20 protein-coding genes are annotated in these 23,680 nt (G+C 69.4%); 7 read left to right on the top strand and 13 right to left on the bottom strand.

From position 1 onward, the window contains the following. From F8M74_RS30810 to rimP, 4 genes are all read right to left on the bottom strand, one after another. A partial coding sequence (locus tag F8M74_RS30810; protein WP_205604104.1) for a translation initiation factor IF-2 N-terminal domain-containing protein occupies nucleotides 1–517 on the bottom strand: 517 nt, incomplete at its 3' end. A gap of 81 nt (nucleotides 518–598) precedes the next feature. Then, nucleotides 599–982 carry a YlxR family RNase P modulator gene (locus F8M74_RS30815; protein WP_368669193.1) on the bottom strand — a complete coding sequence of 128 codons (384 nt, stop codon included), beginning with the start codon at nucleotides 980–982 and terminating at the stop codon, nucleotides 599–601. After that, entirely contained in the window at nucleotides 954–2,654 is a 1,701-nt protein-coding gene (nusA, locus tag F8M74_RS30820; RefSeq protein ID WP_090492010.1) for a transcription termination factor NusA, read from the bottom strand. The genes F8M74_RS30815 and nusA overlap by 29 nt, the downstream gene beginning before the upstream one ends. A gap of 62 nt (nucleotides 2,655–2,716) precedes the next feature. After that, entirely contained in the window at nucleotides 2,717–3,202 is a 486-nt protein-coding gene (gene rimP, locus F8M74_RS30825) for a ribosome maturation factor RimP (protein WP_141259075.1), read from the bottom strand. Between the two features lie 208 nt (nucleotides 3,203–3,410). Here rimP and F8M74_RS30830 point away from each other — a divergent pair, with 208 nt between their 5' ends. The 6 genes from F8M74_RS30830 (at nucleotide 3,411) to F8M74_RS30855 (ending at nucleotide 9,493) form a co-directional block, all read left to right on the top strand. Further along, nucleotides 3,411–4,214 carry a carbon-nitrogen hydrolase family protein gene (locus tag F8M74_RS30830; RefSeq protein WP_141259076.1) on the top strand — a complete coding sequence of 268 codons (804 nt, stop codon included), beginning with the start codon at nucleotides 3,411–3,413 and terminating at the stop codon, nucleotides 4,212–4,214. Between the two features lie 95 nt (nucleotides 4,215–4,309). Continuing rightward, nucleotides 4,310–4,762 (top strand): FecR domain-containing protein, encoded by a 453-nt coding sequence (locus tag F8M74_RS30835; protein WP_171410383.1) that lies wholly within the window; start codon nucleotides 4,310–4,312, stop codon nucleotides 4,760–4,762. Next, the gene (locus tag F8M74_RS30840; protein ID WP_141279699.1) at nucleotides 4,759–5,655 is read left to right on the top strand and encodes a LysM peptidoglycan-binding domain-containing protein; all 897 of its coding nucleotides are present in this window, start codon (nucleotides 4,759–4,761) and stop codon (nucleotides 5,653–5,655) included. The genes F8M74_RS30835 and F8M74_RS30840 overlap by 4 nt, the downstream gene beginning before the upstream one ends. A gap of 19 nt (nucleotides 5,656–5,674) precedes the next feature. Continuing rightward, the gene (locus F8M74_RS30845) at nucleotides 5,675–7,381 is read left to right on the top strand and encodes an HD domain-containing phosphohydrolase (protein ID WP_141258599.1); all 1,707 of its coding nucleotides are present in this window, start codon (nucleotides 5,675–5,677) and stop codon (nucleotides 7,379–7,381) included. Between the two features lie 56 nt (nucleotides 7,382–7,437). Continuing rightward, a complete protein-coding gene (locus F8M74_RS30850; protein WP_141258598.1) occupies nucleotides 7,438–7,776 on the top strand; it encodes a DUF971 domain-containing protein in 339 nt (112 codons plus the stop codon). A 7-nt stretch (nucleotides 7,777–7,783) separates the two neighbouring features. After that, the gene (locus F8M74_RS30855; RefSeq protein WP_141258597.1) at nucleotides 7,784–9,493 is read left to right on the top strand and encodes a serine/threonine-protein kinase; all 1,710 of its coding nucleotides are present in this window, start codon (nucleotides 7,784–7,786) and stop codon (nucleotides 9,491–9,493) included. Nucleotides 9,494–9,500: 7 nt separating this feature from the next. On the opposite strand, the gene F8M74_RS30860 is transcribed toward F8M74_RS30855, so the two are convergent. The 5 genes from F8M74_RS30860 to F8M74_RS30880 form a co-directional block, all read right to left on the bottom strand. After that, nucleotides 9,501–10,019, bottom strand: coding sequence for a ClpXP protease specificity-enhancing factor SspB (locus F8M74_RS30860; RefSeq protein ID WP_141258596.1), 519 nt, complete (start codon nucleotides 10,017–10,019; stop codon nucleotides 9,501–9,503). A 33-nt stretch (nucleotides 10,020–10,052) separates the two neighbouring features. Beyond that, nucleotides 10,053–10,541: an SsrA-binding protein SmpB gene (gene smpB, locus F8M74_RS30865; RefSeq protein ID WP_141258595.1), complete on the bottom strand. Its 489-nt coding sequence runs from the start codon at nucleotides 10,539–10,541 to the stop codon at nucleotides 10,053–10,055. Beyond that, the gene (panC, locus tag F8M74_RS30870) at nucleotides 10,538–11,416 is read right to left on the bottom strand and encodes a pantoate--beta-alanine ligase (protein WP_141258594.1); all 879 of its coding nucleotides are present in this window, start codon (nucleotides 11,414–11,416) and stop codon (nucleotides 10,538–10,540) included. Before panC ends, smpB begins: the two co-directional genes overlap by 4 nt. A 2-nt stretch (nucleotides 11,417–11,418) precedes the next feature. Then, nucleotides 11,419–12,336, bottom strand: coding sequence for a 3-methyl-2-oxobutanoate hydroxymethyltransferase (gene panB, locus F8M74_RS30875; protein ID WP_141258593.1), 918 nt, complete (start codon nucleotides 12,334–12,336; stop codon nucleotides 11,419–11,421). A 164-nt stretch (nucleotides 12,337–12,500) separates the two neighbouring features. Next, entirely contained in the window at nucleotides 12,501–13,145 is a 645-nt protein-coding gene (locus F8M74_RS30880; protein WP_011552138.1) for a deoxynucleoside kinase, read from the bottom strand. Between the two features lie 210 nt (nucleotides 13,146–13,355). Here F8M74_RS30880 and F8M74_RS30885 point away from each other — a divergent pair, with 210 nt between their 5' ends. Beyond that, nucleotides 13,356–13,634 (top strand): hypothetical protein, encoded by a 279-nt coding sequence (locus tag F8M74_RS30885; RefSeq protein ID WP_043710562.1) that lies wholly within the window; start codon nucleotides 13,356–13,358, stop codon nucleotides 13,632–13,634. 7 nt (nucleotides 13,635–13,641) lie between these two features. Here F8M74_RS30885 and rsmA read toward each other — a convergent pair whose 3' ends face one another. From rsmA to F8M74_RS38205, 4 genes are all read right to left on the bottom strand, one after another. Continuing rightward, nucleotides 13,642–14,493, bottom strand: a complete 852-nt coding sequence (gene rsmA, locus F8M74_RS30890; protein WP_141258592.1) for a 16S rRNA (adenine(1518)-N(6)/adenine(1519)-N(6))-dimethyltransferase RsmA — start codon at nucleotides 14,491–14,493, stop codon at nucleotides 13,642–13,644. A 14-nt stretch (nucleotides 14,494–14,507) separates the two neighbouring features. After that, the gene (gene tsaD, locus F8M74_RS30895; protein ID WP_011552135.1) at nucleotides 14,508–15,503 is read right to left on the bottom strand and encodes a tRNA (adenosine(37)-N6)-threonylcarbamoyltransferase complex transferase subunit TsaD; all 996 of its coding nucleotides are present in this window, start codon (nucleotides 15,501–15,503) and stop codon (nucleotides 14,508–14,510) included. A 49-nt stretch (nucleotides 15,504–15,552) separates the two neighbouring features. Next, nucleotides 15,553–18,360, bottom strand: coding sequence for a DUF4388 domain-containing protein (locus F8M74_RS30900; protein ID WP_141258591.1), 2,808 nt, complete (start codon nucleotides 18,358–18,360; stop codon nucleotides 15,553–15,555). A 198-nt stretch (nucleotides 18,361–18,558) separates the two neighbouring features. Further along, nucleotides 18,559–23,673 (bottom strand): DnaJ domain-containing protein, encoded by a 5,115-nt coding sequence (locus F8M74_RS38205; protein ID WP_228560569.1) that lies wholly within the window; start codon nucleotides 23,671–23,673, stop codon nucleotides 18,559–18,561. Nucleotides 23,674–23,680: the final 7 nt, after the last annotated feature.

A 23,680-nucleotide genomic window follows, 5' to 3' on the forward strand; every position in this document is an offset into this window, starting at 1 on the left:
GGGCCTTGGGGGCCTCGGCAGCCTGCGCGGGGGGCGTAGACGTGACAGCAGTTGGAGCCGACGGCTCCGCCGCTGCGGCGACCGGGGCCTCGACACGCTGGGGCTCCGGGACGCTCGGCGCCTCGACGGGCGCACGGGGCGCCTCGACGGGCGGAGGCGCCTGCACCGGCTCCTCGGCGGCGAACGTAGCGGGCTCGGGCGCCGACGGCGGCTCATAGGCGGGCTCGGCGGCCTGTGAAGCCTCGGCCCCACTGTCCGCGGTCGCACCGGCGGGCGGACCCACCTTGCGGCGCACGACGAAGCCCTTCGCCGTCACGGGCGGCGTGGCCTGCTTCGGCTTGCGCTTGTCCAGAATCTTCTGGACGGCAGCGGTCGCCTGGTCGTCATCGAGAGACGACGAGTGGCTCTTGACGTCGTAACCGAGGCTCGACAGCTCGGTGACGACCTCCTTGTTGTCGAGCTCAATCCCGTGGCTCTTGAGTTCCTTGGCGATTTCGTGGACGCGCTTCTTCGACATATTGCCCTTGATGGCCTTCTGCTCCGCCGACTCCGGGGCGCAGCACCCTAGTCCAAACCCGAAAATGTGTGCGAGTGGTGGCTAACACCCACTCCCCCCCGCACCCCTCCGCTCACCGTCCCCCTGCTCCCATGCCTGTCCGAGCTGCGACGGGTCAACCTGGCCCGCCTTTCCGCGAAAGGCCCTACCAAACGCCTTCCGCTTCAGCGCTGCCGTCAGACAACCGGCACCGCACAGGTAGGCGCCCCGTCCTGGCAGCCGCCTCTTCCTGTCGACCTCGATGGCGCCTCCGGGCCCTATCACAAATCGGGTCAGTTCCGCCTGTAGTCGCCGCGACCCGCATCCGACGCACGTCCGGACCGGACCTGACCCCGCGTTCTGAACTTCCGGCCTGGGCCGGCCAGCCGGGCGCCGCACGTCCCCTCCCTCGCTTAGCTTACGGCGACTTGGTGGCTTCCGCGCCACCCTCAAGTGCCACCGTCATGGCGCCGCGCTCGGCATTCAGCTCCGCGCGCAGCTTGGCTTCCTCCACCAGATAGTTTTCCGCCGCGCTCTTCAGCTGGCGGGCCTTCTTGATACCCACACCCGGAACATCGCCCAGCTTCGCCAGGTCCTTCTCGTTGGCGATGTCCTCCACCGAGCGGTACCCGGCGAGGATGAGCTGCTCGATGGTCTTCTCACCGACGCCACGCACGCGCGCCATGCGCTCGGGCTGGCTGAGCTCGTCCGGATGCCGCCGAGCCTCCGCGATGCGGGCCTGCTCTCTTTCATAATCCATGCGCGACAGTTCCGCCTGATCCTCGACCATTCGGGTCCGGGCGGCTTCCTGCATGGAGGGGATGCGGGCCGGGTCGATGCCGGGCAGCTGCGCCAGCAACTCCGCGTTGGCCTCGGCGATGTCCCGGGCCTGACGGAAGCCGTGCGCGTAGAGCGTCTCCACCAGCATCTCGTTGACGCCGGGCAGCGAACCCAGCGAGCGGTTGGCGAACTCGCGCAGCTCCCGGACCCGGCTCTCGCTGTTGATGTCGAGCTTCCAGCCGGTCAGCTGGGCGGCCAGGCGGACGTTCTGACCGCGACGGCCAATGGCCAGGCTGAGCTGGTCGTCCGGGACGATGAGCTCCATGGCGTGGTTGGCCTCGTCGATGATGACTCGGCTGACCTCCGCCGGGGCCAGCGCCGAGCACACGAAGCGGGCCGGATCCTCGTCGAACGGGACGATGTCGATCTTCTCGCCGCGCAGCTCCTGCACCACCGCCTGAACACGGCTGCCCTTCATACCGACGCAGGCGCCCACGGGGTCCACGTCCGAGTCCCGGCTGGACACGGCAATCTTCGCCCGGCCGCCCGGCTCACGCGCCGCCGCCTCGATGACGACGATGCCTTCGGCGATTTCCGGCACCTCCATCTCGAACAGCTTGGTGAGCAGGTTGACGGACGCGCGGCTGAGGACAATCTGGGGGCCCTTGGACTCACGGAGCACGTCCAGCACGTAGGCCTGGACGCGGTCGCCGGGGCGGTACGTCTCACGCGGGACCTGCTCGCGCACCGGCAGCACGGCCTCGGCGCGGCCCAGGTCCACGATGATGTTGCCGCGCTCGAACCGGCGGGCGATGCCGGTGACGATTTCGTTCTTCCGGTCGCGGTACTCGTTGAAGACGTTCTCCCGCTCCGCGTCGCGCGTGCGCTGCAGGATGACCTGCTTGGCCGTCTGCGCGGCGATGCGGCCGAAGCCGCGGCGGAAGGTCTTCAGGCGGAGGATGTCACCGTACTGGTCGTCCTGGGCCTTGGCCTCGGCGGCGTCCTCGTCCCGGTAGAAGATCTGGAACACGAGCTCGTCGCCCGGCTCCACTTCCATGCCCTTCTTGTGGGCCTCGACCAGGGAGATCTGATTCACCGCCTGGACCGGGTCGACAATCTCCTCGACCACGGTGATGGCCTGGAACAGCTCCACGACGCCCTTGTCCGGGTCGTACTTCGCCTCGAGCTCGCGATCCTGGCCAAAGTGCTTCTTGGCCGCGGTCTTCATCGCGTCTTCGAGCGTGGCAATCAGCACAGCCCGGTCGATGCCCTTGTCCTTGGCGACCTGGTCCAGGACGAGGTTGAGGTTGACACTCGGGTTGGCTTGCTGCGTGGGCATGGTCTTCTCCTAAAAGGGTCCACGGGCGCCCTCGCGCGGAGGGGCACCCTGTATGTCGACGTCTAGAACTGGAACTCCAGGTTCGCCTTGGCGATGTCCTTGAAGAGGATGTGGAAGGTTCCGGCCCCTTCCACCTCCACCGAGATTCCGTCGCCTGCCACCTCGGTCAGCGTGCCGGTGAAGTTCTTGCGCGGGGGCTCTCCCACCGGGCCGAACGTCTTCACCTTCACCTTCTGTCCCTTCACCCGCTCGAAGTGCGCCGGCTTCCTCAGCGGGCGGTCCACTCCGGGGCTGGAAACCTCCAGGCTGTACTCGTGGGGGATGAAGTCCTCCACGTCGAGCGACGGATCCACCGCGCGCGACACCTGGGTGCACTCGTCCAGCCCTACGCGGCCACCCGGCTTGTCGATGAACAACCGGAGCACCCAGCCCTCGCGCTCCCGGAGGAATTCCAGGTCCGCGAGCTCCAGGCCTTCACCCGCGACAATGGGCTCGAGCAGGGCCAAGGCCCGCTCCTCCACCGTCTGCTTGAGGTTCTTCTCCGACATAAGCGGGAAACCAGTCTCCAAAAACACGAAAAGCGGGCACGCGGCCCACTTTTCGAAGTGCTTCATCGAAAAATGTCGGGGGCGTCCGTAGCACACGCCCCGTCGGGGTGTAAAGGAAGGACGCGCCCTCCTACTCCGGGCGAAACGCGCCCAGCAGGGCGAGGAATTCCCAGGGGTTCCGAGGCCCGACGGGGGTTATAACGCGCCCATGCACCTCATCGCCGCCGCGCAGATGGTGTCCACCGCCGACAAGGCCCACAACCTGGAAGCCGCGACCCGGCTCGTCCGGCGCGCCGCCGCACTGGGTGCCCGGCTCGTGGGCCTCCCCGAGAACTTCTCCTGGATGGGGCCGGAGCCCGAGCGCCAGGACGCCGCCGAGGGGCTCGACGGTCCGACGCTGTCCCGGATGGCAAGCCTGGCCCGGGAGCTGAAGGTGACGCTGCTGGCCGGCAGCGTGCTGGAGACGGGCGCGCCGGGTGGGCGCCTCTACAACACCAGCATCCTCTTCGGCCCCGGCGGCGAGCGGCTGGCCGTGTACCGGAAAATCCACCTCTTCGACGTCGAGGTGGGAGATGGTGCGACCTATCAGGAGTCCGCGGCGGTGGCGCCGGGAACAGAGGTCGTCTCCGCGGAGACGGAGGTCGGCCGGCTGGGGCTGTCCGTCTGCTACGACCTGCGATTCCCCGAACTGTACCGGCGGCTATCCCGCGAAGGCGCCGCGCTGCTGGCAGTCCCGGCGGCCTTCACCCTCATGACGGGCAAGGACCACTGGGAAGTGCTCCTGCGGGCCCGCGCCATCGAGAACCAGGCGTACGTACTGGCGCCCGCTCAGGGGGGACGGCACTCGGCCAACCGCGTCACCTATGGCCACGCCCTGGTGGTGGACCCGTGGGGTCTGGTGACGGCGCGAGCCTCCGAGGGCGAAGGGCTGGCGCTGGCGCCCGTGGACCCGGAGCTGCAAGCACGCATCCGACGCAACCTCCCCTGCCTGGAGCACCGCCGTTTGGACTAGCGTGCGTGTACCCAGGCCCGCCCCCCTCGGGTCCACCTTCGATAGACTTCGGGTCCCCCGGAACTCCTCTCGTGAACGGACGACGCTGGTCTCCCATGTTGCTTGCGCTCGCGCTTTCGGCCCTCCCCGCCGGCTGCACCGCCGATGAGCGTCCGTCCGCGCCCGACGCGGCAACGCCTCCCACGGTGGCCACGCACCGAGCACACCTGCGAGCCATGAAGGGCGGCGTCCAAATCAAGCGCGCCACGGCCGACGAGTGGAGCCCCGCCCGGGAAGGCCAGCCGCTCTACGAGAATGACAAGGTCCGCACCGAGGCGGGCGCCGGCACCGACATCGTCTTCGCCGCCAACGGCAGCACGGTGCACCTCACCGGGGACTCGCTCATCAGCATCGCGGAGACGCGCACCCGCCCCGGCCAGCAGCGCACGGACCTCACCGTGTTGCGGGGCCGCATCGACGCGGAGCTGGAGAAGCCCGCCTCCCAGTCCCTGTCCCTCACCACGCCGTCCGCCACCATCCAGGCGGGAAGGGAGATTGTCTTCCAATGAAGGCGGCGCTCCTCCTCCTCACATGGCTGGGCACGACGCCCCCGGGCACCGTGGTGGTGGGCCCCAACGAGTCCCTGCACCAGGTGGCCCAGCGCACCCTGGGCGACGCGCGCGCCGCGGGGGAGCTGCGCGCACTCAACGGACTTTCCTCGGACGACGTGGCGGCGGGGACCCGGCTGAAGGTGCCCGGCCACGAGCGCGTGCTGGCGCAGAAGGCCCTGGAGACGGCGCGCACGCTGGTGGCCAGCTCGAAGGATGCGAGCGTCCCCCCAGCGGCTTCCTCCCGGCTGAAGGTCGCGGAGTCCCATTTCCGCGAGGCGCGCTACACGCAGGCGGCCTCGGAGGCCAATGCCGTGGGGAAGCTGGTGGCGGCGGACCGCTCGCCGCAGTCCTCCGCGTTCTCCGTGGAAGTGGGCGACGGCGACAGCACCACCGTCACCGTGAAGCACGGCCCGCCGGTCCGCGTGGAGGCCGAGGGCGTCACCCAGCCCGTCGCCAAGGGTGAATCCATCCGCGTGAAGAAGGGCCATCCGCCCCCCGCGCCCCTTCCGCCGCTGGTGGCCCCCAACCCCGGGCAACCGGAGGATTCCGCGCGCCTGAAGCGGCGCCCCGACCGGGACGGGCACCTGGGCCCGGTGAAGCTGACCTGGGAGGCTGTACGCGGCGCGGAACGTTATGAAGTGGAAGTGTCGCGCGCGCAGGAGCAACGCGCCGTCTTCACGCAGACAGTCACCAGCCTGGAAGCGAAGCTGCCAGTGCTACCCGCGGGAAGCTACCGGTGGACGGTGCGCGCGGTGGGCCCCGCGGGCACGTCCGAGCCCAGCGCGCCCAGGCACTTCGAGCTGGTGTCCGAGCGCCTCAAACTCGAAGTGAAGAAGGGCCAGTGGCAGTAACCCCTGGAGGAGCCACGCCGTGCGCCTGTTCAAAGCCATCCTCCTGTTGATGCTGGTGGTGGGCGTCGTCCCCACGCTGATGGTGGGGTGGCTCTCCGTGTCCCACACCCGGGAGCTCCTGGTACGCGACGCCCAGGAACTGGCACAGGAGCGCGTGAAGCAGCTGCGCCTCAAGGCCGAAATCTTCCTCGGCGAGCCCACCGACGCGGTGCTGGGCCTGGCCCGCGTGCCCGGCTTCTTCGGCCTGCCCCTGGAAGCGCAGCAGACGCACCTGGCCTCGGTGCTCAACCAGCGGCGCGATGTGCTGGCGCTCACCGTGTTCGACGCCGACCGCCAGCGGCTGCCGGGACTCCAGGCCTTCTCCAAGCACGACGTGTCGCCCACCGCGCTGGCCGGACATGAGGAGCGTGCGCGGGCGCTGCTCGAGAACATCGAGGGCGTGCGCTACGCGGACGTGGTGAAGGACCCGCAGGGCAGCGAGCCGGTGCTGACGCTGGCCTTCCCCCTGGGCGAGCCCGTCCGGGGGTACATCGCGGCGGACCTGTCCCTGGCCGACCTGCGGAAGATGCTGGAGCAGGAGCGCGTGGGCAGCACCGGCTTCGCCTATCTGGCGGACCGGCACGGGCACCTCGTGGCGGGCGGTGGCGGCGTCGCCGGCCTGGGCGAGGACGTGGCTCAGCGCGGCCCGGTGGCGCACCTGCTGAAGCAGTTGGTGGGCAAGTCGAACATGGAGCTGTTCCACGTCGGCAACTTCGGCGAGAGCCGGGACGCGGTGGTGGCCGCGTACACGGTGCTCCCCGAGACGGGCTGGGCCATCATCTCCGAGCAACCCGTGGAGCACGCCTACCGCCAGGTGGACACCATGGAGCAGCGCATCCTCCTGGGTCTGGGGGCGGCCATCCTGGTGGCGGTGGTACTGGCGGCGCTCTTCTCGCGGAACCTCACCCGGCCGCTCAAGGGCTTCATCAGCGGCGCGCTGGAGCTGGCGCACGGCAAGTTCGGCGTCGAGGTGGACATCAAGCAGAAGAACGAGCTGGGCGAGCTGGCGCAGACGTTCAACTACATGAGCAAGCAGCTGCTCGCGTACGACATGGAAAACCGCGGCCTCTACGAGAGCCTGGAGAAGGGCTACCTGGAGACCATCGTCGCGCTGGCGAACTCCATCGATTCGAAGGACGCGTACACCCGCGGCCACAGCCAGCGCGTGGGCGACGTCTCGGTGCAGATTGGCCGGGAGATGAAGCTCACCGAGCGCGAGCTGCGGCAGCTGCAGTACGGGGGCATCCTCCACGACATCGGGAAGATTGGCATCGTGGAGTCCATCCTCTGCAAGCAGACGCGGCTGACGGACCAGGAGATGGCCATCATGCGCGAGCACCCCGCCATCGGTGACGCCATCATCGGCCCGGTGAGCTTCCTGGGCGCGGTGCGCGCGTGCGTCCGCCACCACCATGAGCGCTGGGACGGCACCGGCTACCCGGACAAGCTCACGGGCGAGGACATTCCCCTGCTGGCCCGCATCGTCGCGTGTGCGGACACCTTCGACGCCTGCACCTCCACCCGCCCGTACCAGAAGGCCATGCCGCTGGAGAAGGCGATGGAAATCCTCGACAACCTCAGCGGCGCCCAGTTGGACCCGAAGGTCGTCCAGGCCCTGAAGCAGGTGCTGGCGAAGCAGGGCGTGCGGCTGGAGGGCCACCGTCTGCCCGTGAAGCTCGCCTCCTGACGGCCGAAGGATGGTAGGGAGGGCGCAAGACTGTTGAGACTCTGGAAGGTGAAACGTTGAGCTTCTGGGACCGCATCAAGCCCGCCCCCCACGCCGTCACCGCGACGGACGCACAGCTGTCCTCGGATGGCGCGCGCCTGGACCTGACGTGGGACGACGGGGTGAAGACGGGCGCCACCGCACAGGTGCTGCGCCAGCAGTGCCCCTGCGCCGCGTGCGTGGACGAATGGACGAACAAGCGGACGCTGGACCCGTCGAAGGTCCCCGCCGACCTGCGCATCAAGCAGGTGCAGCCCGTGGGCAACTACGCGCTGGCCTTCAGCTTCAGCGACGGCCACACCACCGGCATCTATCCCTGGAAGCTGCTGCGCGACATCACCCAGCCCGCCGCCTGAGCGCCCCGTGAACGAACGCTACCGGCTCGTTCGTCCGCTGGCCTCGGGAGGCATGGCGGAGCTCTTCCTCGGCGTCGCACGCGGCGCGGAGGGATTCGAGCGGCCGGTGGCCATCAAGCGGGTACTGCCCCACCTGGCTCGCGAGCCGGACATCGCGCGCATGTTCCTGGCCGAGGCCCGGCTGGCCACGCTGCTGCAACACCAGAACATCGCCACCGTCTATGACGTGGGCCAGGGCCCCGAAGGGCTCTTCCTGGTGATGGAGTTGGTGGACGGGTGGGATTTGGGCGTGCTGCTGAGCTCGGCCGCGCGCCGGGGCGTGCCCTTCCCTCCGCACCTGGCCGCCTTCATCGTCCATCAGGCCCTGGCGGGGCTCGGCCATGCCTACCGGAAGGTGCATGACGGGCAGCCAGTGATGGTGGCCCACCGCGACGTTTCGCCCTCCAACGTGCTGGTGTCTCGCGAGGGCGAGGTGAAGCTGACGGACTTCGGCATCGCGCGGATGGCCGGCCCGGCTCACACCGCGCCCGGCGTCTTCCGAGGGAAGGAGGCGTACACCGCGCCCGAGGTGCTGCAAGGCGCGCCCGCCACCACCGCGAGCGACCAGTTCTCCCTGGGCATCGTGTTCTACGAGCTGCTCACGGGGCGGCATCCGTTCCACACCGAGAAGGACGCGAGCGCGGTGGCCTACGCCATCCTGACGCGGCCCGTGGAGCCACCGCAGGGCGTGCCCACACCCCTGGCGGGCGCCGTCATGCGCATGCTGGCGAGGGCGCCCCAGGAGCGCTTCCACTCGCCGGAGTCACTGGCCGAAGGCTTTGCCCGGTGGTTGGCCCAAGTCGGCGAGCCCGCGACGTCTCAGACGCTGGCCGCGTTCCTTCGCGGGCTGGAATTGCCGCCACCTCTGAGTGAACAGGCAGCGGCTTCCAGGCGCCCCGTGACGCAGGCACAGGCTGACGCGGGTTCGCTGGCGATGGCCGTGCATGCGCCGTCGCCCGCCGAGGCCGTTGCACCGGAAGAAGAGCCTCTCTCCATGCCGGGCGGCGCGGCGCTCAGCGTCAGTGGACGGATGGTGCATCGCTGCCCTCGATGCAACCACGTGCTCTCCTCGCCCCAAGCGCGGTGCTCACACTGCGCGATGTGGCCGGATGCCTCGACCGGCGCGGCGGCGACGCCTCGCACGCCCACCGCTCCGGGCGCCTTCGCTCCATCCGCGGGCCTCGAGCTCACCGCGCATCAGACGCTCGCGGAGAGTGTCCCCCAGACACACGTTACGCCGGGCGCGAAGAGCGTGCTCCAGACCGACGCCGATGCACTGGAGTTGGCGGAGCGCCCGGCCTCGCCAGCGAGCGACTGGCCCGATGAGGCTGCCCTCCTCCGGCGCTCGCGCCTGAAACGGGCACTGGGGCTGCTGCTCCTGGCGCTGCTGGTGGGCACCGGCATCTGGCTGTGGCCTCAGCGCTCCACCCTGCTCATTCGGGTGATGTCGGCGACGGGGCTCCGCCTGTCGGCCCCGATGCTGCGCATCGACAGCGACCCGCCTGGAGCCACCGTCTGGGTCCGAGACGCGGAGCTGGGGACGACGCCGCTGCTGCTCGAGAACCGCTATCCGGCGGGACGCGTCCCCATCCAGGTCCGGCTCAAAGGCCACCGAACATGGAAGGGGACGTTCTCCGGCGGCGAAGCCGCTCACATCGAGGCGAAGCTGAAGCGCTGAACGCGCCTCACTTCACCAGGCGCAGGTGGCCACGACGCGGCGGCGGCTCGTCCGGCGGCCCGTCCGCGGGCGGAACATCGGCGGGCGGCTCATCTCGCCGCTCGCCCTGCACTTCCCGGAGGAAGGTGCGCGGGCGCTCCGCGGCCACCGGCACGGGAGCGACGGGCAGGGGCTGCGACGGACGTGACGCGGCCGTCTGCTGGAGCAACTCCGGCGGCATGTCCTCCGGGTACATCCAGAACTCCTTCGTCACGTGGCTGGCGATGGCGAACAACGCCGACCATGGCACCGCGATGGTGAAGCGCGAGCCGGAGAAGCTCAGCGTGGAGCGCACGCCCCACTCGCCCACCGTGAGGTCCGGCGGGTCGAACCGGTACGAGAGATTGAGGCGCAGGTGCGCCTCCGTCTTGACGGAGGCTGGGACGAGCACGCCCGGACGACGCGCGTCCAGGTGAATCATCACCATGCCCTGGTCGAGCGCGGCCAGCAGCCGCTCCTTCTTGTCGAGAACCTTCTTGTCGTCCATCGGTGTACGGCGAAAGAACTTCGGGCGCCCCACTCAACGTCGGCGCATCGCCCGGTCCATCTCCCGCTTCGTCTCCCGCTCCTTGATGTCGTGGCGCCGGTCCTCGTGCGTCTTGCCCCGGCAGAGCCCCAGCTCCACCTTGGCACGGCCGTTCCTGAAGTACAGCACAAGCGGGATGATCGAATAACCCCGCTCACGCACCTTCGCCGTCCAACGGTCGATTTCTCCTCGGTGCATCAACAACTTGCGACCCCGAGTGGGAAGGTGGTCGAAGACGCTCGCCGCCTTGTAGGAGCCGATGTTCGCGTTGAGCAGGAAGAGCTCGTCCCCTTTGGGGAGCGCGTAGGCGTCCGACAGATTGGCGATTCCGTCTCGCAGAGACTTCACCTCGCTTCCCGTGAGCGCAAGCCCGGCCTCCAGCTTTTCGTCGACCGTGTAGTCGAAACGCGCACGACGGTTTTCCGCGATGACTCTCACGCCGGGCTCACTGCCCACTCCCTTTGACTTCCCTCCGGATGTCATACGCGTCCCGCGTTCTCCTCACCACCCAACTGCATGTTGTCGATGAGGCGCGTCGTGCCACTGAAGGCCGCGACGAGCAACCGGGCAGGCTGCCCGGGCGCCACCGAAGCCAGAGGCGTCAGCCGTTCCGCATCCACCAGTTCCACGTAGTCTTCCCGGAGCCCCGCCGCTTCCAATTCGCGCCGGACGGCCGCCACCAGGGGCTCCGACTCCCGCGTGCCCTCGCGCAGCAGCGCCTGGGCGGCCTTGAGCCCCCGGGACAGGGCCAGCGCCCGCTGCCGCTCCTCGGGGGACAAGTAGGCATTGCGGCTGCTCATCGCCAGGCCGTCCGGCTCGCGCACCGTCGGCATCCCGACGATGTCCGCGCCCAGGTGCAGGTCCTGGTTGAGCGCCCGGATGACCTGGAGCTGCTGGTAGTCCTTCTCCCCGAAGAGCGCCACCTCCGGGCGGAACAGCGTCAGCAGCTTCGTGACGACGGTGGCCACCCCGCGGAAGTGCCCCGGACGCCGGGCCCCGCACAGGCCCTGGCTGACGTCCGTCACCTCCACATACGTCTGGTAGCCCTGCGGGTACATCACCTCCGGGCCCGCGGGCGCGAAGATGACCTGCGCGCCCGCGCTGATGCACTTGGCGACGTCACCCTCGTAGTCCCGAGGGTAGCGGGACAAGTCCTCCCGCGGCCCGAACTGCGTGGGGTTCACGAAGATGGACACGGCCACCACATCCGCGCGGCGCCGCCCCTCGCGAATGAGCGAGAGGTGACCTTCATGCAGGAAGCCCATGGTGGGCACCAGCGCGAGCCGGTGCCCCTCACGGCGCAGCCCCGCCGTCCAGTCCTTCACGTCCGCAACGGTTTTCAGGACGGCGGGAGCCATGACTAGGCGGGTCTCCCGTAGACGGGGCCCAGCTTGTCGCCAGCCTCGGCGGGCGCGGACGGATCCACCCGGGCCGCTGGAGCCGTAGCCCCCGGCGCCAGCCGGATGTTCTTGGTCGCCTTGAAGGAGTGCTCCTCGTCCGGGAACGCGCCCTGGCGGACCTCCGCGAAGTACGTGCCCGCGGCCTCGGTAATCGAGCCGTGGAGGTTGGCGTAGCGCTTCACGAACTTCGGCTTGAAGTCCGGGTTCATGCCCAGCAGGTCGTAGCAGACGAGCACCTGGCCATCACAGTCCACGCCGGCGCCAATGCCGATGGTGGGGATGGACAGGCGCTGCGTCACCGTGCGCGCCAGGTCCATGGGCACGCCCTCAAGCACCACCGCGTAGGCCCCGGCCTGCTCCAGCGCCAGCGCGTCGTCCAGAATCTGCCGCGCCTGGTCCTCGCCTCGGCCCTGGACGACGTAGCCGCCCATCTTGTGGACGGACTGTGGCGTCAGCCCCAGGTGTCCCATGACGGGGATGCTCGCGCGGACGATGGCCCGCACCGTGTCCGCGAACTCAGCGCCGCCCTCCAGCTTGATGCTGCCCGCGCCGCCTTCCGCCACCAGCCGGCCCGCGTTGCGGACCGCGTCCTGCGTCGACACCTGGTAGCTCATGAAGGGCAGGTCGGCCACGACGTGCGCCCGGCGCGCGCCACGGGCCACCGCGGCCGTGTGGTAGACCATCTGGTCCATCGTCACTGGCAGCGTGGAGTCATGCCCCTGGATGACCATGCCCAGCGAATCGCCTATCAGCAGCACGTCCGCGCCTGCCTCTTCGAGGATGTGGGCGAACGTGGCGTCGTAAGCGGTGACCATGCAGATCTTCTGACCGATCTGCTTGAAGCGCTTCAGCGTGTGGATGGTGACCTTGTCCTTCACGGTTCACCTCCTATGGCTACGGGTTGAACGGCCTGACGGGCCCATTCGCGCCTCGCCGTCCCCACCGGGGATCGCCGGGAGCCCTGGGCCCGCCACCGCACTCTAACGCCACCGCGCCTGCCGTGGGGGCATTGAAGGCGGACGTCCCACCAGGAGCCTGACTTTCAGCCCCGGCGGGAAGCCTTCGGAACGTAATGCTGCGTGCCCGGCTTCGCCTTCCGGATGGTGGCGAGCAGGTCTTCCCTGTCTGCCTCGACATTCACGAAGTCGATGTCCGAGGTATCCACGACGAGAAGCGGGGTGTCCGTGTAGTGGAAGAAGAAATTGTTGTAGGAGTGGACGAGCCCCTCCAGGTACGTGGGGTCGAACTTGCGCTCGAACTCCCGGCCGCGCTTCTTGATGCGGTGCAGGAGCACGTCCAGTCGGGCCTGGAGGTAGATGACCAGGTCCGGCTTGGCCACGCGGGGCCCGAGCGCCTCGAAGACGCGCTCGTAGAGGGCCAGCTCATGCGCGTCCAGGTTGAGGTGCGCGAAGATGCGGTCCTTGGCGAACAGGTAGTCGCTGACCGTCATCGAGCTGAAGAGGTCCTGCTGGAACAGCTCCTGCTGCTGCCGGAAGCGCGACAGGAGGAAGAAGATCTGCGTCTGGAACGCGAACTTCTGCCGGTCCGTGTAGAAGCTGGAAAGGAAGGGGTTCTCCTCCACGACTTCGAGGATGCGCCGCCCCGCCAGACGCTCCGCGAGGATGTTGGAGAGGCTCGTCTTGCCCACGCCAATGGGCCCTTCCACCACGATATACCGGTAGTCCATCCGCCCGAGGCCTCCCGCCCGCGGAATGCGCTTTGAGACCGCGCGCGCGAGACATCGCGCGAAGGCGCGGCCACGCACGCGGGCGGATAGCACAACACGGCCGCTGGAATCCGGCAATTTTCCACGGCGGCCCGCATCCCTTGACGCTCCGAGACGCATCCCCTACGGTCCGCGCGAATTCTTGGCGTGTGCGCGGGGTGGTCTCCGGACATGAGCGGCAGACACAGGGCGAAAACAGTGGTGCGGCTGGAAGAGGCCCGCCAGAGCACGCCCACCCAGCGAGCCCCCACACCTCCCGTGGAGCCGGATCCGCTCTACGGCGTGGTGCTGCTCAAGACGGCCATGGAACTGAAGCGCCGACAGGACGGTACCGTGGAGGACATCCTCCGCGGCGTGCTCGCCCGGATGCGCATCCCCGAAGCCGAGTTCTTCGCCTACCTGGAGCAGCAGGGTGGCCTGCTCCAGGCGCTGGGCATGCGCGGACGCTAGCGGCGCTCTACTCCGCGGGCGTGGACGAAGCCGGCGTCACGGGGCCGAGCGCGCGCTCAATGGCGGCGAACTCCTCGGGAGCCAGCGTCTCCGCGCGGCGCTGCGGATCCACACCCGCGGCCTCCAGGGCGGCGATGAGCGTCTCCGTCGTCCCGAGCGTCGGGTCCGACTTGATGGAGTTGATGAGCGTCTTGCGCCGGTGCGCGAAGGACGCCTTCACCACGCGGGTGAAGCGGGCCTCGTCGATGATGGGCGCGCGCGGCGACTTGCGGCGGGTGAGCCGCAGCACCGCGGAGTCCACCTTCGGGGGCGGATGGAAGCGCCAGGCCTCCAGGGTGAGGACGTTGTCCGCGTCGTAATGCATGCCCAGCAGCACCGTCAGCAGACCGTAGTCACGGTTGCCGGGCTCCGCGGCGAGCCGCTCCACCACTTCCTTCTGGAGCGTGAAGACCGCGCGCGAGACATGGGCCCGCTGCTCCAGCACTCGGAAGAGAATGGGGCTGGTGAGGTGGTACGGGAGGTTTCCGGCCACCGCGACGTCGGGCGCGCCAGCCACCTGGGCGAAGTCCACCGTGGCCGCGTTACCGGACACCACGCGCACGCCGGGGATGGCCTCCTTCTCCAGCACCATCACCATGTCCCGGTCCCGCTCCACGGCGGTAACGCGGGCCCCGGTGGCGGCCAGGAAGCGCGTGAGGTGGCCCAGGCCCGGGCCCAGCTCCACCACCGGTTCATCGGCGCGCAGGTTCAGCGCGTCGGCGATGGCCTCCAGCGCGTCCTCGTCTCCGAGGAAGTTCTGTCCCCAGCTGTACTTGGCGCGCAGGCCATGCCGCTTGAGGATGTCTCTTGGCGATTCCACCCGTCTGCTCCCCTCTACATGCGCCAGGCCGGGTCGGCGGCGAGGCGGAAATCTCCGCGCAGGCCGCGGCGGTACGCCTCATACCCCGCCACCGCAATCATGGCGCCATTGTCCGTGCACAGCCGCACCGGGGGGAGGAACATGTTCAACCCCCGCTCCTCGGCCCGCGCCTGACACAGTGCCCGCAGCCGCGAGTTCGCGGCGACGCCGCCGCACAGCACCAACTGCTTGTGGCCCAACCGGCGCGCGGCGGCCACCAGCTTCTTCGACAGCACGTCCGCCACGGCCTCCTGGAAGGACGCGCACAAATCCGCCAGCGCCTGCCCCTGCGGCACGCCGTGCTTCTGCACGTGGTGCAGCACCGCCGTCTTCAACCCGGAGAAGGACACGTCGAAGTTGTCGCCCGGCAGCGCGCGCGGGAAGCGGATGGCCTCCGGGTTCCCCTGCTGCGCCAGCTGGTCGATGGGCTGCCCGCCCGGATACGGCAGGCCGAGGATGCGAGCGGTCTTGTCATACGCCTCGCCGGCTGCGTCGTCGCGCGTGCTGCCCACCAGCCGATACTGCCCGTAGGCCTGCACCTCGTAGAGGCTGGTGTGCCCGCCAGAGACAACGAGCCCGAGGAACGGCGGCTCGGGTGCGACTTCCAACAGCCGGATGGCCAGCAGGTGGCCCTCCAGGTGGTTGGCGCCCACGAAGGGCTTGCCCGTCGCCAGGCTCAGGCCCTTGGCCACCTGCACGCCCACCAGCAGCGCGCCAATGAGGCCGGGGCCGGACGTGACGGCGATGAGGTCCACGTCGTCGAGCGTCTTGTTCGCCCGCGTCAGCGCCTCGTGGACGACGGGCAGCACCTGGACGATGTGGTTGCGGCTGGCCAGCTCCGGCACCACCCCACCCCACCGCCGGTGGATGTCCACCTGCGTGGAGACGACATCCGACAACGCGCGGCGGCCGTCCTCCACGACGGCGGCAGCAGTCTCATCACACGAGGTTTCCAGTCCTAGGACGAGCAAGGCGGCTCACTTCTCAGGGGGCCAATGAAGGAAGTGGGGCCGCCCCCGCTCAGTTGCCCAGCCCCCTGAGCAACGTGCGGACCTCTTCGGCGGAAGACCCCGTCGGTTCCAGCAACAAGTACTGCTTGTAGGCGTCGGCCGCCTGGGAATTCTTGCCGGTGAACTGTAGCGCCATGCCCAGCGACAGCCAGGCACGGGCGTTGGAGTCTTCTTCCTTGACGACCTCCTGCAACAGCTTGGCCGCCTCGCGGTAGGCCCCGTCCGTGGTGAAGCCGTTCACCAGCGCGATGCCCAGGCCCGCCTTCGCCTCCGTGGCCGTCGGCTTGAGCGCCAGCGCCTTGCGATAGCTTCCCGCCGCCGACCGGAACCGCTGACTGACGACGGCCGCCCTCGCCTGCTTCACCAGCGTGGCGAACTCGACCTCCGGATCCACGGCGGGCGCCGACGGAGGGGTGGTCTCGGTGGGTGTCGCCTCGGGCGGCTTCGGCGCCTCGGCAATGGCCGTGCCCGCATCCGGTGTAGCGGCGGGCGGCTCCGGCTGAGTCTCAGGGGCCTTGGCCGTGGCCGCCTCGAGCGGTGGCGCCTTCTCCGGAGGTGGCGTCTGCCTGGCGTCGTCGTTCACGGGCGCCTGCGTCTCCACCACGGGAGGCTTCGACGGAGGCGTCTCCGACGGACCGCTCCCCGTCCCCACGACAACGGCCGCGACCGCGCCGATGAGGACCACCGCCGCGCCGATGATGAGCCCGGTGCGATTGGAACGACCCGCATTGGCCACGGCTGCGTCACTGGTGTGAGTGGCCGCCGGCTTCCTTTCGGCCGACTGCACGGAAGAAGCGGGCGTCGCGGGCGCAACCGGGGCGGCGTCCGCTGACTTCACGGGCGTGGCGACTCCGGCGTCCGTGGGCTTCGCGGATGCATCCGGGGCGGCCTCCCCGGGCGTCACGGGCGCGGCATCGACCGGCGTCGCGGGCGCGGTGGCGGCCGGCTCGGCGGGCTGCGTCTCCACGACAGACGGAGCCTGCACCGGGGATGCGAGAAACGGTTCGACCGTGCTGGCCAGTGGCGCGCTGGGCGTGGGCGGCTCGGCGGACAGTTCGGGCACGCCGTGGCCCGAATAGGGCGGCAGCGCGAGTTGGGGCGTGGCGGGGACCTCTTCGGCCACGAACTCCGCATCGACCTGCACTGGCGGGATGGGCGGCGCCACGTAGCCGCTGCCACTCACCAGCGTCACCTCGGATGACGGCGGTGCCGGCGTCGGCGGGGGCACGGGTGGGAACGGATTGGGTGCCACGGCCGCGCCACCGAAGATGGGCGCACGCGACGAGGGCGCGGGCTCGAAGGCGGGCGCGCTCGCGGCGAAGGCGGAGGAGGCGGCGCCATGGGCCCGCGGCGTGTGCGACCAGCCAGAGCCCGGCCCCCACGTAGTGGGCGCGCTGATGCCCTCGGTGTCCACCCGGCTCCAGTCCAGCAGCAGGCTGCGACGCGCGTGCTCCACGGCGCGATGGGCCGGTGGCGGCTCGACCAGGAACGCCGAAGCCTCCTGCGCGGGGACCTCCGGGACCGGCTCGGTCACCGGAACTTCGGGCGTGTACTCAGGCGTGTCCGAGCGCTTGGGCCGCGCGTGGAAGACGACCACGTTGGCGGGCTGCGCAGGCGCGGCGGTCGGCGGCGCGGCCGGCTCGTCCTCCACGCCCGCGGGAGGTGCGAGCACGCTCTGTGGCATGGGCCGCGGAGAAGGCTCCGGCGCGGCGGCCACGGGCTCGGGGGCCGCTTCGGGAACGGCGGCTTCGGGAACCGGCTGCGGCGGGCTCTCCGGCGCGGGAGGCGCGGGCTCCACGGTCGCGCTGGCGGGCGGCGCCGTGTTGAGCCACTGCTCGATGCCAGGCTTGCTGCTCTGCACCGGCTCCAGCGGCGCGTTGCCCAGCTCGCGGATGAGGCCCTCGAAGTACAGCTTGCTGATGATGCCCAGCGCGGCCAGGTCCTCGAAGTCCGAGTCCTCCACCACGCGGCTCAACGCACGCTTGCCGTCGAAGAGCCGCAGGAGTCCGTTCACCTCGTCCGGAATCTCCGACAGGCGGTCGGCGAGCTGGTGGTAGTCAATCTCGAACACCGTCTCGAGCGGCGGCAGCTGCTCAAGCATGCGGCCCCACTCGTCGAGGCGGCGCATGCCCTCCATCAGCAGGCCCTGCGTGGAGATTTCGATGCGCTCCGGACGGTCCAGCGCGCTGAACTGCACCTCGAACTGGCCCTCGAAGGTGTTCAGCATCCGGTAGAAAGCGTTCTCGCCCTTGAGCCGTCCCAGCTCCGCGTCGATGACGCGTCCGTCCTTGAAGTAGACGGTGCCGGTGCGCTCGCCCTGGATGTTGATGAGGCCCGTCTTGCGGCCAATCTCGAAGGTCTGCACCAGGTCCACCACGCCCATGTCGGCGAGGCTGCCGGCGAAACCGCCCTTCGTCGTCTCCCGCTTCTCGATCCTCTCCTTCTCCGCCTTCTGGAGGATCATCTTCACGCGGGTGACGATCTCTTTGATGTAGATCGGCTTGGTCAGGTAGTCGTCACCGCCAAGCTCCAGGCCGCGCACCTTGAACTCGACCGACTTCTGACTCGTCAGGAAGACGAACGGGATGAACTTGAAGCGTTCGTCGGACTTGAGCGTCTTGCACAGCTCGAAGCCGTCCATCTCCGGCATCTTCGTGTCCGCGAGCACGAGGTCCGGAGGGCTGATCTGGACCTTCTCGAGCGCATCCTTGCCGTGAATGGCCGTCGTCACGGAGAAGCCAGCCTTCTTCAGGCTGACCTCCATGACCCGGAGGCTCTTCGCGTCACCATCGACCAGGAGCAGGTGCTGCTTGGCCACGTTCCATGCCTTTCGTCACTGCAGACGGCCCAGGGAGCCTGACGCGGGAGCATCCTGCCCGCTTTCCAGGCGTGTCAATGGCTGGGCCGGTGGAGAACCTGGCTGGCCTCCTGCTGGACAGGCGGCTCGAATCAGGTGCGGGGGAGAGTCAAATCGGGCCGGGCTGAAGCACCCGTACCCAGTGTGAGGCCTGCCGCGTCAGCGGAAGAAGCCTCCCTTCTTCGGAGGGTTCTTCCTGCGCATGTCGATGAGCCGCAGCTCCTGGTTCGCCTCCAGGTGCTTGGGGTTGGCGCGCACGGCCTCGCGGAAGCAACGCTCCGCGCGGTCCATGTCGCCTTCGACCCGGGCGATGACGCCGAGCTGGTAGTGCGCCCGATCACAATTCGGGTCGGCGCGCACCGCGTCCGCCATCATCTGCTTGGCCTTGGCCATGTCCGCCTTGCGCGCCGGGTCCATGTAGATGGCCCAGGCCCGAGCCGCCAGATACAGGGGCTTGGGTTCCAGCGCGTGGGCGCGGTCGTAGTGGTCGGAGGCCGTGGTGAAGTCGCGCTTGCGGAAGAAGACCTCGCCCATCTTGTAGAGGTCGTCGGCGTTGCTGTCGGCGCGGCCCTGCGGGCGGAGTACCGGAGCCGTCGGTGCGGACGCGGGCGGCTTGGGCAGGGTCTGCTGGGCCTGGAGGTTCTGCTGGTACGTCTTGCGCCGGGTGTCGTCGTAGAGGACCTCGTAGGCCTCTCGGATGGCTTCGAACACGGCGGTGATCTTCGGCGCCATGTGAGGCAGCGACGGCGGCAGGCGGTCCGGATGGAAGATCTTGGCCAGGTTGAGGAAGGCGGTCTTCACCTGGTCGCGCGAGGCATCCTGCGAAACGCCGAGCACGTAGAAGTGGTCTCGCTTGGCCTGGACGTCCGCGAAGCGCTGCTCGAGCTGCTGGGCCAGGCGGGCCTCGTCGGGCCTGGGGGGCTCGGAGGCCGCGGGAGCCGGGGCGGCGGGTTCGCTCGTGGACGCGGGCGTGGCGCCCGGTGCGGAGGGCGGGCGCCCACCGAGGACACCCATGTTCTCCATGGCGCGGCGCAAGAGACGCTGCCGCCGGAGCTTTGCTGCCTCGTCGGGGTTGGAGGGATCTGCCGCCAAGTCGTCCTCGTCAAAGTCCCAGTCGTCCAGGTCTCCGGACGGCTCGTCCCAGTCAGTCTGGCCAGTTGGCCATGAGTTGTCACCGGGGAAGGCCCCCGATGAATCTGGTGCTACCGGTTCGATGGTCGCCTCGACAATGGCCTCGACAGGAGGCTCGTCGAAATCGACGTTCGCCTGATTGACATCCGAGCGGACGAGCGACTCCAGGTGCGTATCGACCTGGAGGAGCGCGGCTTCGAACGACGCTGTCAGGGTGTCGGCGCCCTCGTCCTTGTCGAAGGCGACGATGCGCCAGAGGTCCTCGTCCCCTGTCTTGGGTGCGGCCGAGCGCGGCGGCGGCGCGGACGGTTGGGTGGCCCAGCTGGCATCGTCCTCCTCGTCGGGGGTCGCCTCCAGCAGGATGTCCGCGTCGTCTTCGGCGACAGGCGTGAGGACCGGAGGTTCGCCCGCGGCGGGACGGGACGCAGGAGCGGGCAGTGGCTCGGCGACGGCCCAAAGTTCGGGCTCGGGTTCGACTTCCAGCAGCGGGAGTTCCGACTCGGTGTCGGACGCAGCGCTGAGGGAGATGGCCTCGGCGTGCCACTGCTCGTCCTGGACGGGGACGCGGTCCTGCGTCCGCGTGGGCGGTGTGGACTGGGGCGGCTCGTCCGCGAGCCATGGCTCGAGCGGCTGGGACTTCGAGCGGCGCCGGGCCTCCTCCATGTCGTGGAGGAGCTCGGCCTGGGCCTTCTGCCGGGCGACACGGAGGGCGTCCGCGCTTTCGGGCAGAACGGCCAGGTCCAGGTCGGATGCACCGGCGTTCTGGACGGAGTCAGCCCAGGAATCCGCCTCGGAGGGCTGAGCGGGAAGCTCGGTGAGCAGGATGTCGCCCACATCGAGCGTGAGGGCCTCGACGTCCTCGGCCGCGAGTTCGGGGATGGAGATGGACTGCGTGGGCTCTTCGGAGGGACGGCCTTCGTCTGCCTGACGGGCCTGCTCGGCGGCTCGAGCTTCCTTGCCGCGACGGACAGCATCGGCACGGCGGCGTTCGACCTCCAGGCGCAGTTCTTCGGCCTGGCGGGCTTCTTCGGCCTGGCGGGCCTCTGCCTCGACGCGCGCGACCTCGGCGAGACGGGCCTCCTCTGCGGCCCAGATCTCCTCCGCGCGGCGGGCTTCTCTCGCAAGGCGGGCGGACTCCGCGAGACGGCGCTCCTCGATGAGGCGAGCTTCTTCGGCAAGGCGTTCTGCCTCGAGCCGAGCCTCTTCCGCGAGGCGGGCCTCCTCCGCAAGCCGCTCCGCCTCTTCCGCCAGGCGTTCTGCCTCGAGCCGAGCGGCCTCCGCACGCTGCGCCTCTTCCGCAAGGCGGCGCTCTTCTTCGAGGCGCGCTTCTTCGGCGAGACGGGCCTCTTCCGCGAGGCGGCGCTCCTCTTCGAGACGAGCTTCTTCGGCGAGACGGGCCTCTTCCGCGAGGCGGCGCTCTTCTTCGAGGCGAGCTTCTTCGGCGAGACGGGCCTCTTCTTCGAGGCGCGCTTCTTCCGCTACGCGGGCCTCTTCAGCCAGACGACGCTCTTCTTCAAGGCGGGCCTCTTCCGCGAGCCGAGCCTCTTCTGCGAGCCGAGCCTCTTCCGCCAGACGACGCTCTTCTTCGAGCCGCTCCGTCTCGTCGGCCAGACGACGCTCTTCTTCGAGTCGAGCTTCTTCGGCGAGACGGGCCTCTTCCGCGAGCCGAGCCTCTTCTGCAAGGCGGCGTTCTTCTTCAGCCCGAGCTTCTTCGGCGAGACGGGCTTCTTCCGCCAGCCGAGCTTCTTCCGCGAGCCGAGCCTCTTCAGCCAGGCGAGCTTCTTCGGCGAGGCGCGCCGCCTCAAGTAGAGCCGCTTCTGCCAGACGAGCTTCCTCCGCCAGACGCTCCGCCTCTAGCTGGGCCTCTTCCGCGAGACGACGCTCCTCTTCAAGGCGCGCTTCTTCTGCCAGCCGGGCCTCTTCCGCGAGACGAACCTCCTCCGCCAGACGACGCTCTTGTTCAAGGCGGCGTTCTTCTTCAAGACGCGCCTCTTCCGCCAGGCGGCGCTCCTCTTCGAGCCGCGCTTCTTCCGCCAGCCGAGCCTCTTCCGCGAGCCGGGCCTCTTCGGCCAGTCGGGCCTCTTCGGCCAAGCGCCGCTCTTCTTCGAGCCGAGCCTCTTCGGCCAAGCGCGCTTCTTCGGCTACGCGAGCCTCTTCTGCGAGCCGAGCCTCTTCTGCGAGCCGGGCCTCTTCTGCGAGCCGAGCCTCTTCTGCGAGCCGAGCCTCTTCGGCGAGACGGGCCTCTTCCGCGAGCCGAGCCTCTTCCGCAAGGCGGCGCTCTTCTTCGAGGCGAGCTTCTTCGGCGAGACGGGCCTCTTCCGCGAGGCGAGCTTCTTCGGCGAGACGGGCCTCTTCCGCGAGGCGAGCTTCTTCGGCGAGCCGCGCCTCTTCAGCTAGGCGCTCCTCTTCGAGTCGAGCCTCTTCAGCCAGCCGAGCCTCTTCAGCCAGCCGAGCCTCTTCCGCGAGCCGAGCCTCCTCCGCGAGACGCCGTTCCTCTTCAGCAAGGCGCTCCGCCTCAAGCCGAGCTACCTCTGCGAGCCGGGCCTCTTCCGCCAGCCGGGCCTCTTCAGCCAAGCGCACTTCTGCAGCGAGCCGAGCCTCTTCCGCGAGCCGACGCTCCTCTTCAAGGCGCGCTTCCTCTGCCAGCCGGGCCTCTTCCGCGAGGCGGCGCTCTTCTTCGAGGCGAGCTTCTTCGGCGAGACGGGCTTCTTCTGCCAGCCGAGCCTCTTCCGCGAGCCGGGCCTCTTCGGCCAGGCGGCGCTCCTCTTCGAGCCGCGCCTCTTCCGCCAAGCGGGCTTCTTCCGCCAGCCGAGCCTCTTCGGCGAGACGGGCCTCTTCCGCCAGCCGAGCCTCTTCCGCGAGACGGGCCTCTTCCGCAAGGCGGCGCTCTTCTTCGAGGCGCGCTTCTTCGGCGAGACGGGCCTCTTCCGCGAGGCGGCGCTCTTCTTCGAGGCGCGCTTCTTCGGCGAGACGGGCCTCTTCTGCCAGCCGAGCCTCTTCTGCCAGCCGAGCCTCTTCCGCGAGGCGGCGCTCTTCTTCGAGGCGAGCTTCTTCGGCGAGCCGAGCCTCTTCGGCCAGGCGGCGCTCCGCCTCGAGCCGAGCCTCTTCGGCAAGACGCGCCTCTTCCGCGAGACGCCGTTCCTCTTCAGCAAGGCGCTCCGCCTCAAGCAGAGCCACCTCTGCGAGCCGGGCCTCTTCGGCGAGCCGGGCCTCTTCGGCGAGCCGGGCCTCTTCGGCCACGCGCCGCTCCTCTTCGAGCCGAGCCTCTTCAGCCAAGCGCGCTTCTTCAGCCAGGCGAGCTTCTTCGGCGAGCCGCGCCTCTTCCGCCATGCGGGCTTCTTCCGCCACACGGCGCTCTTCTTCGAGCCGAGCCGCCTCAGCGCGTCGAGCGTCTTCCGCCAGGCGCTCCGCCTCAAGCCGAGCCTCCTCCGCCCGCCGCCGCTCCTCTTCGAGCCGCGCCTCCTCCGCTCTCTGCCGAGCCTCTTCCTCTTCCCGTCGAACCCGCTCGCGCGCCTCCCAGTCCTCCACGGAGAGCGCCTGCACCCATCCCTCGCGCTCCAGCACGAGCAGCAGCGCTTCCTGCGCGGGCGTCAGCGACTCCGGCTCACGGAACTCCGCCAACGTCTCCAGGAACGCCCGCTCCGAAGCATCCGCGAGCCACGGCCCACAGGCCTCGACATCCTCGCACCGGAACACCCGCGCCGCCGCGCCGCCATGAATCGGCCCCTCCAGCGCCGCGCGCACCACCCGCACGCCCGCGATGGGCTGAAACCCCTCCGCCTCCACCGTCCCCGGTTCGAACGCGGCCTGCTCCGCCAGCGCACTCAACCGCCGGACATGCGCGAGCACCTGCTGCTCCGCCACCACCTCCGGCACCAGGTTGAACGCCTCCAGCGTCTCCTCGTCCGGAGCCCCTGCCCCGCCCCGCGCCCACAGCGTGTCCAGCGCCTCCGCGTCCAGCAGCCCGGACTGGAGCAGGGCCTGCGCCGGGCTCTGGAACCCGAAGCCCAGCTGCGTCCCCACGAGGTTCCCCTCGCGCAGCCACAGCCGGGACTCGCGCCCTCCCGAGGAAAGCGTGAGCCTCCCGGTGGCGCGGGACTTGTGGGCGGAATAGAGCGCTTCGGCGGCCTGCGACGGGGTCATGCGGCGC

It is taken from the genome of Myxococcus sp. CA023 (genome assembly GCF_010998615.1).
Lineage (GTDB): Bacteria > Myxococcota > Myxococcia > Myxococcales > Myxococcaceae > Myxococcus.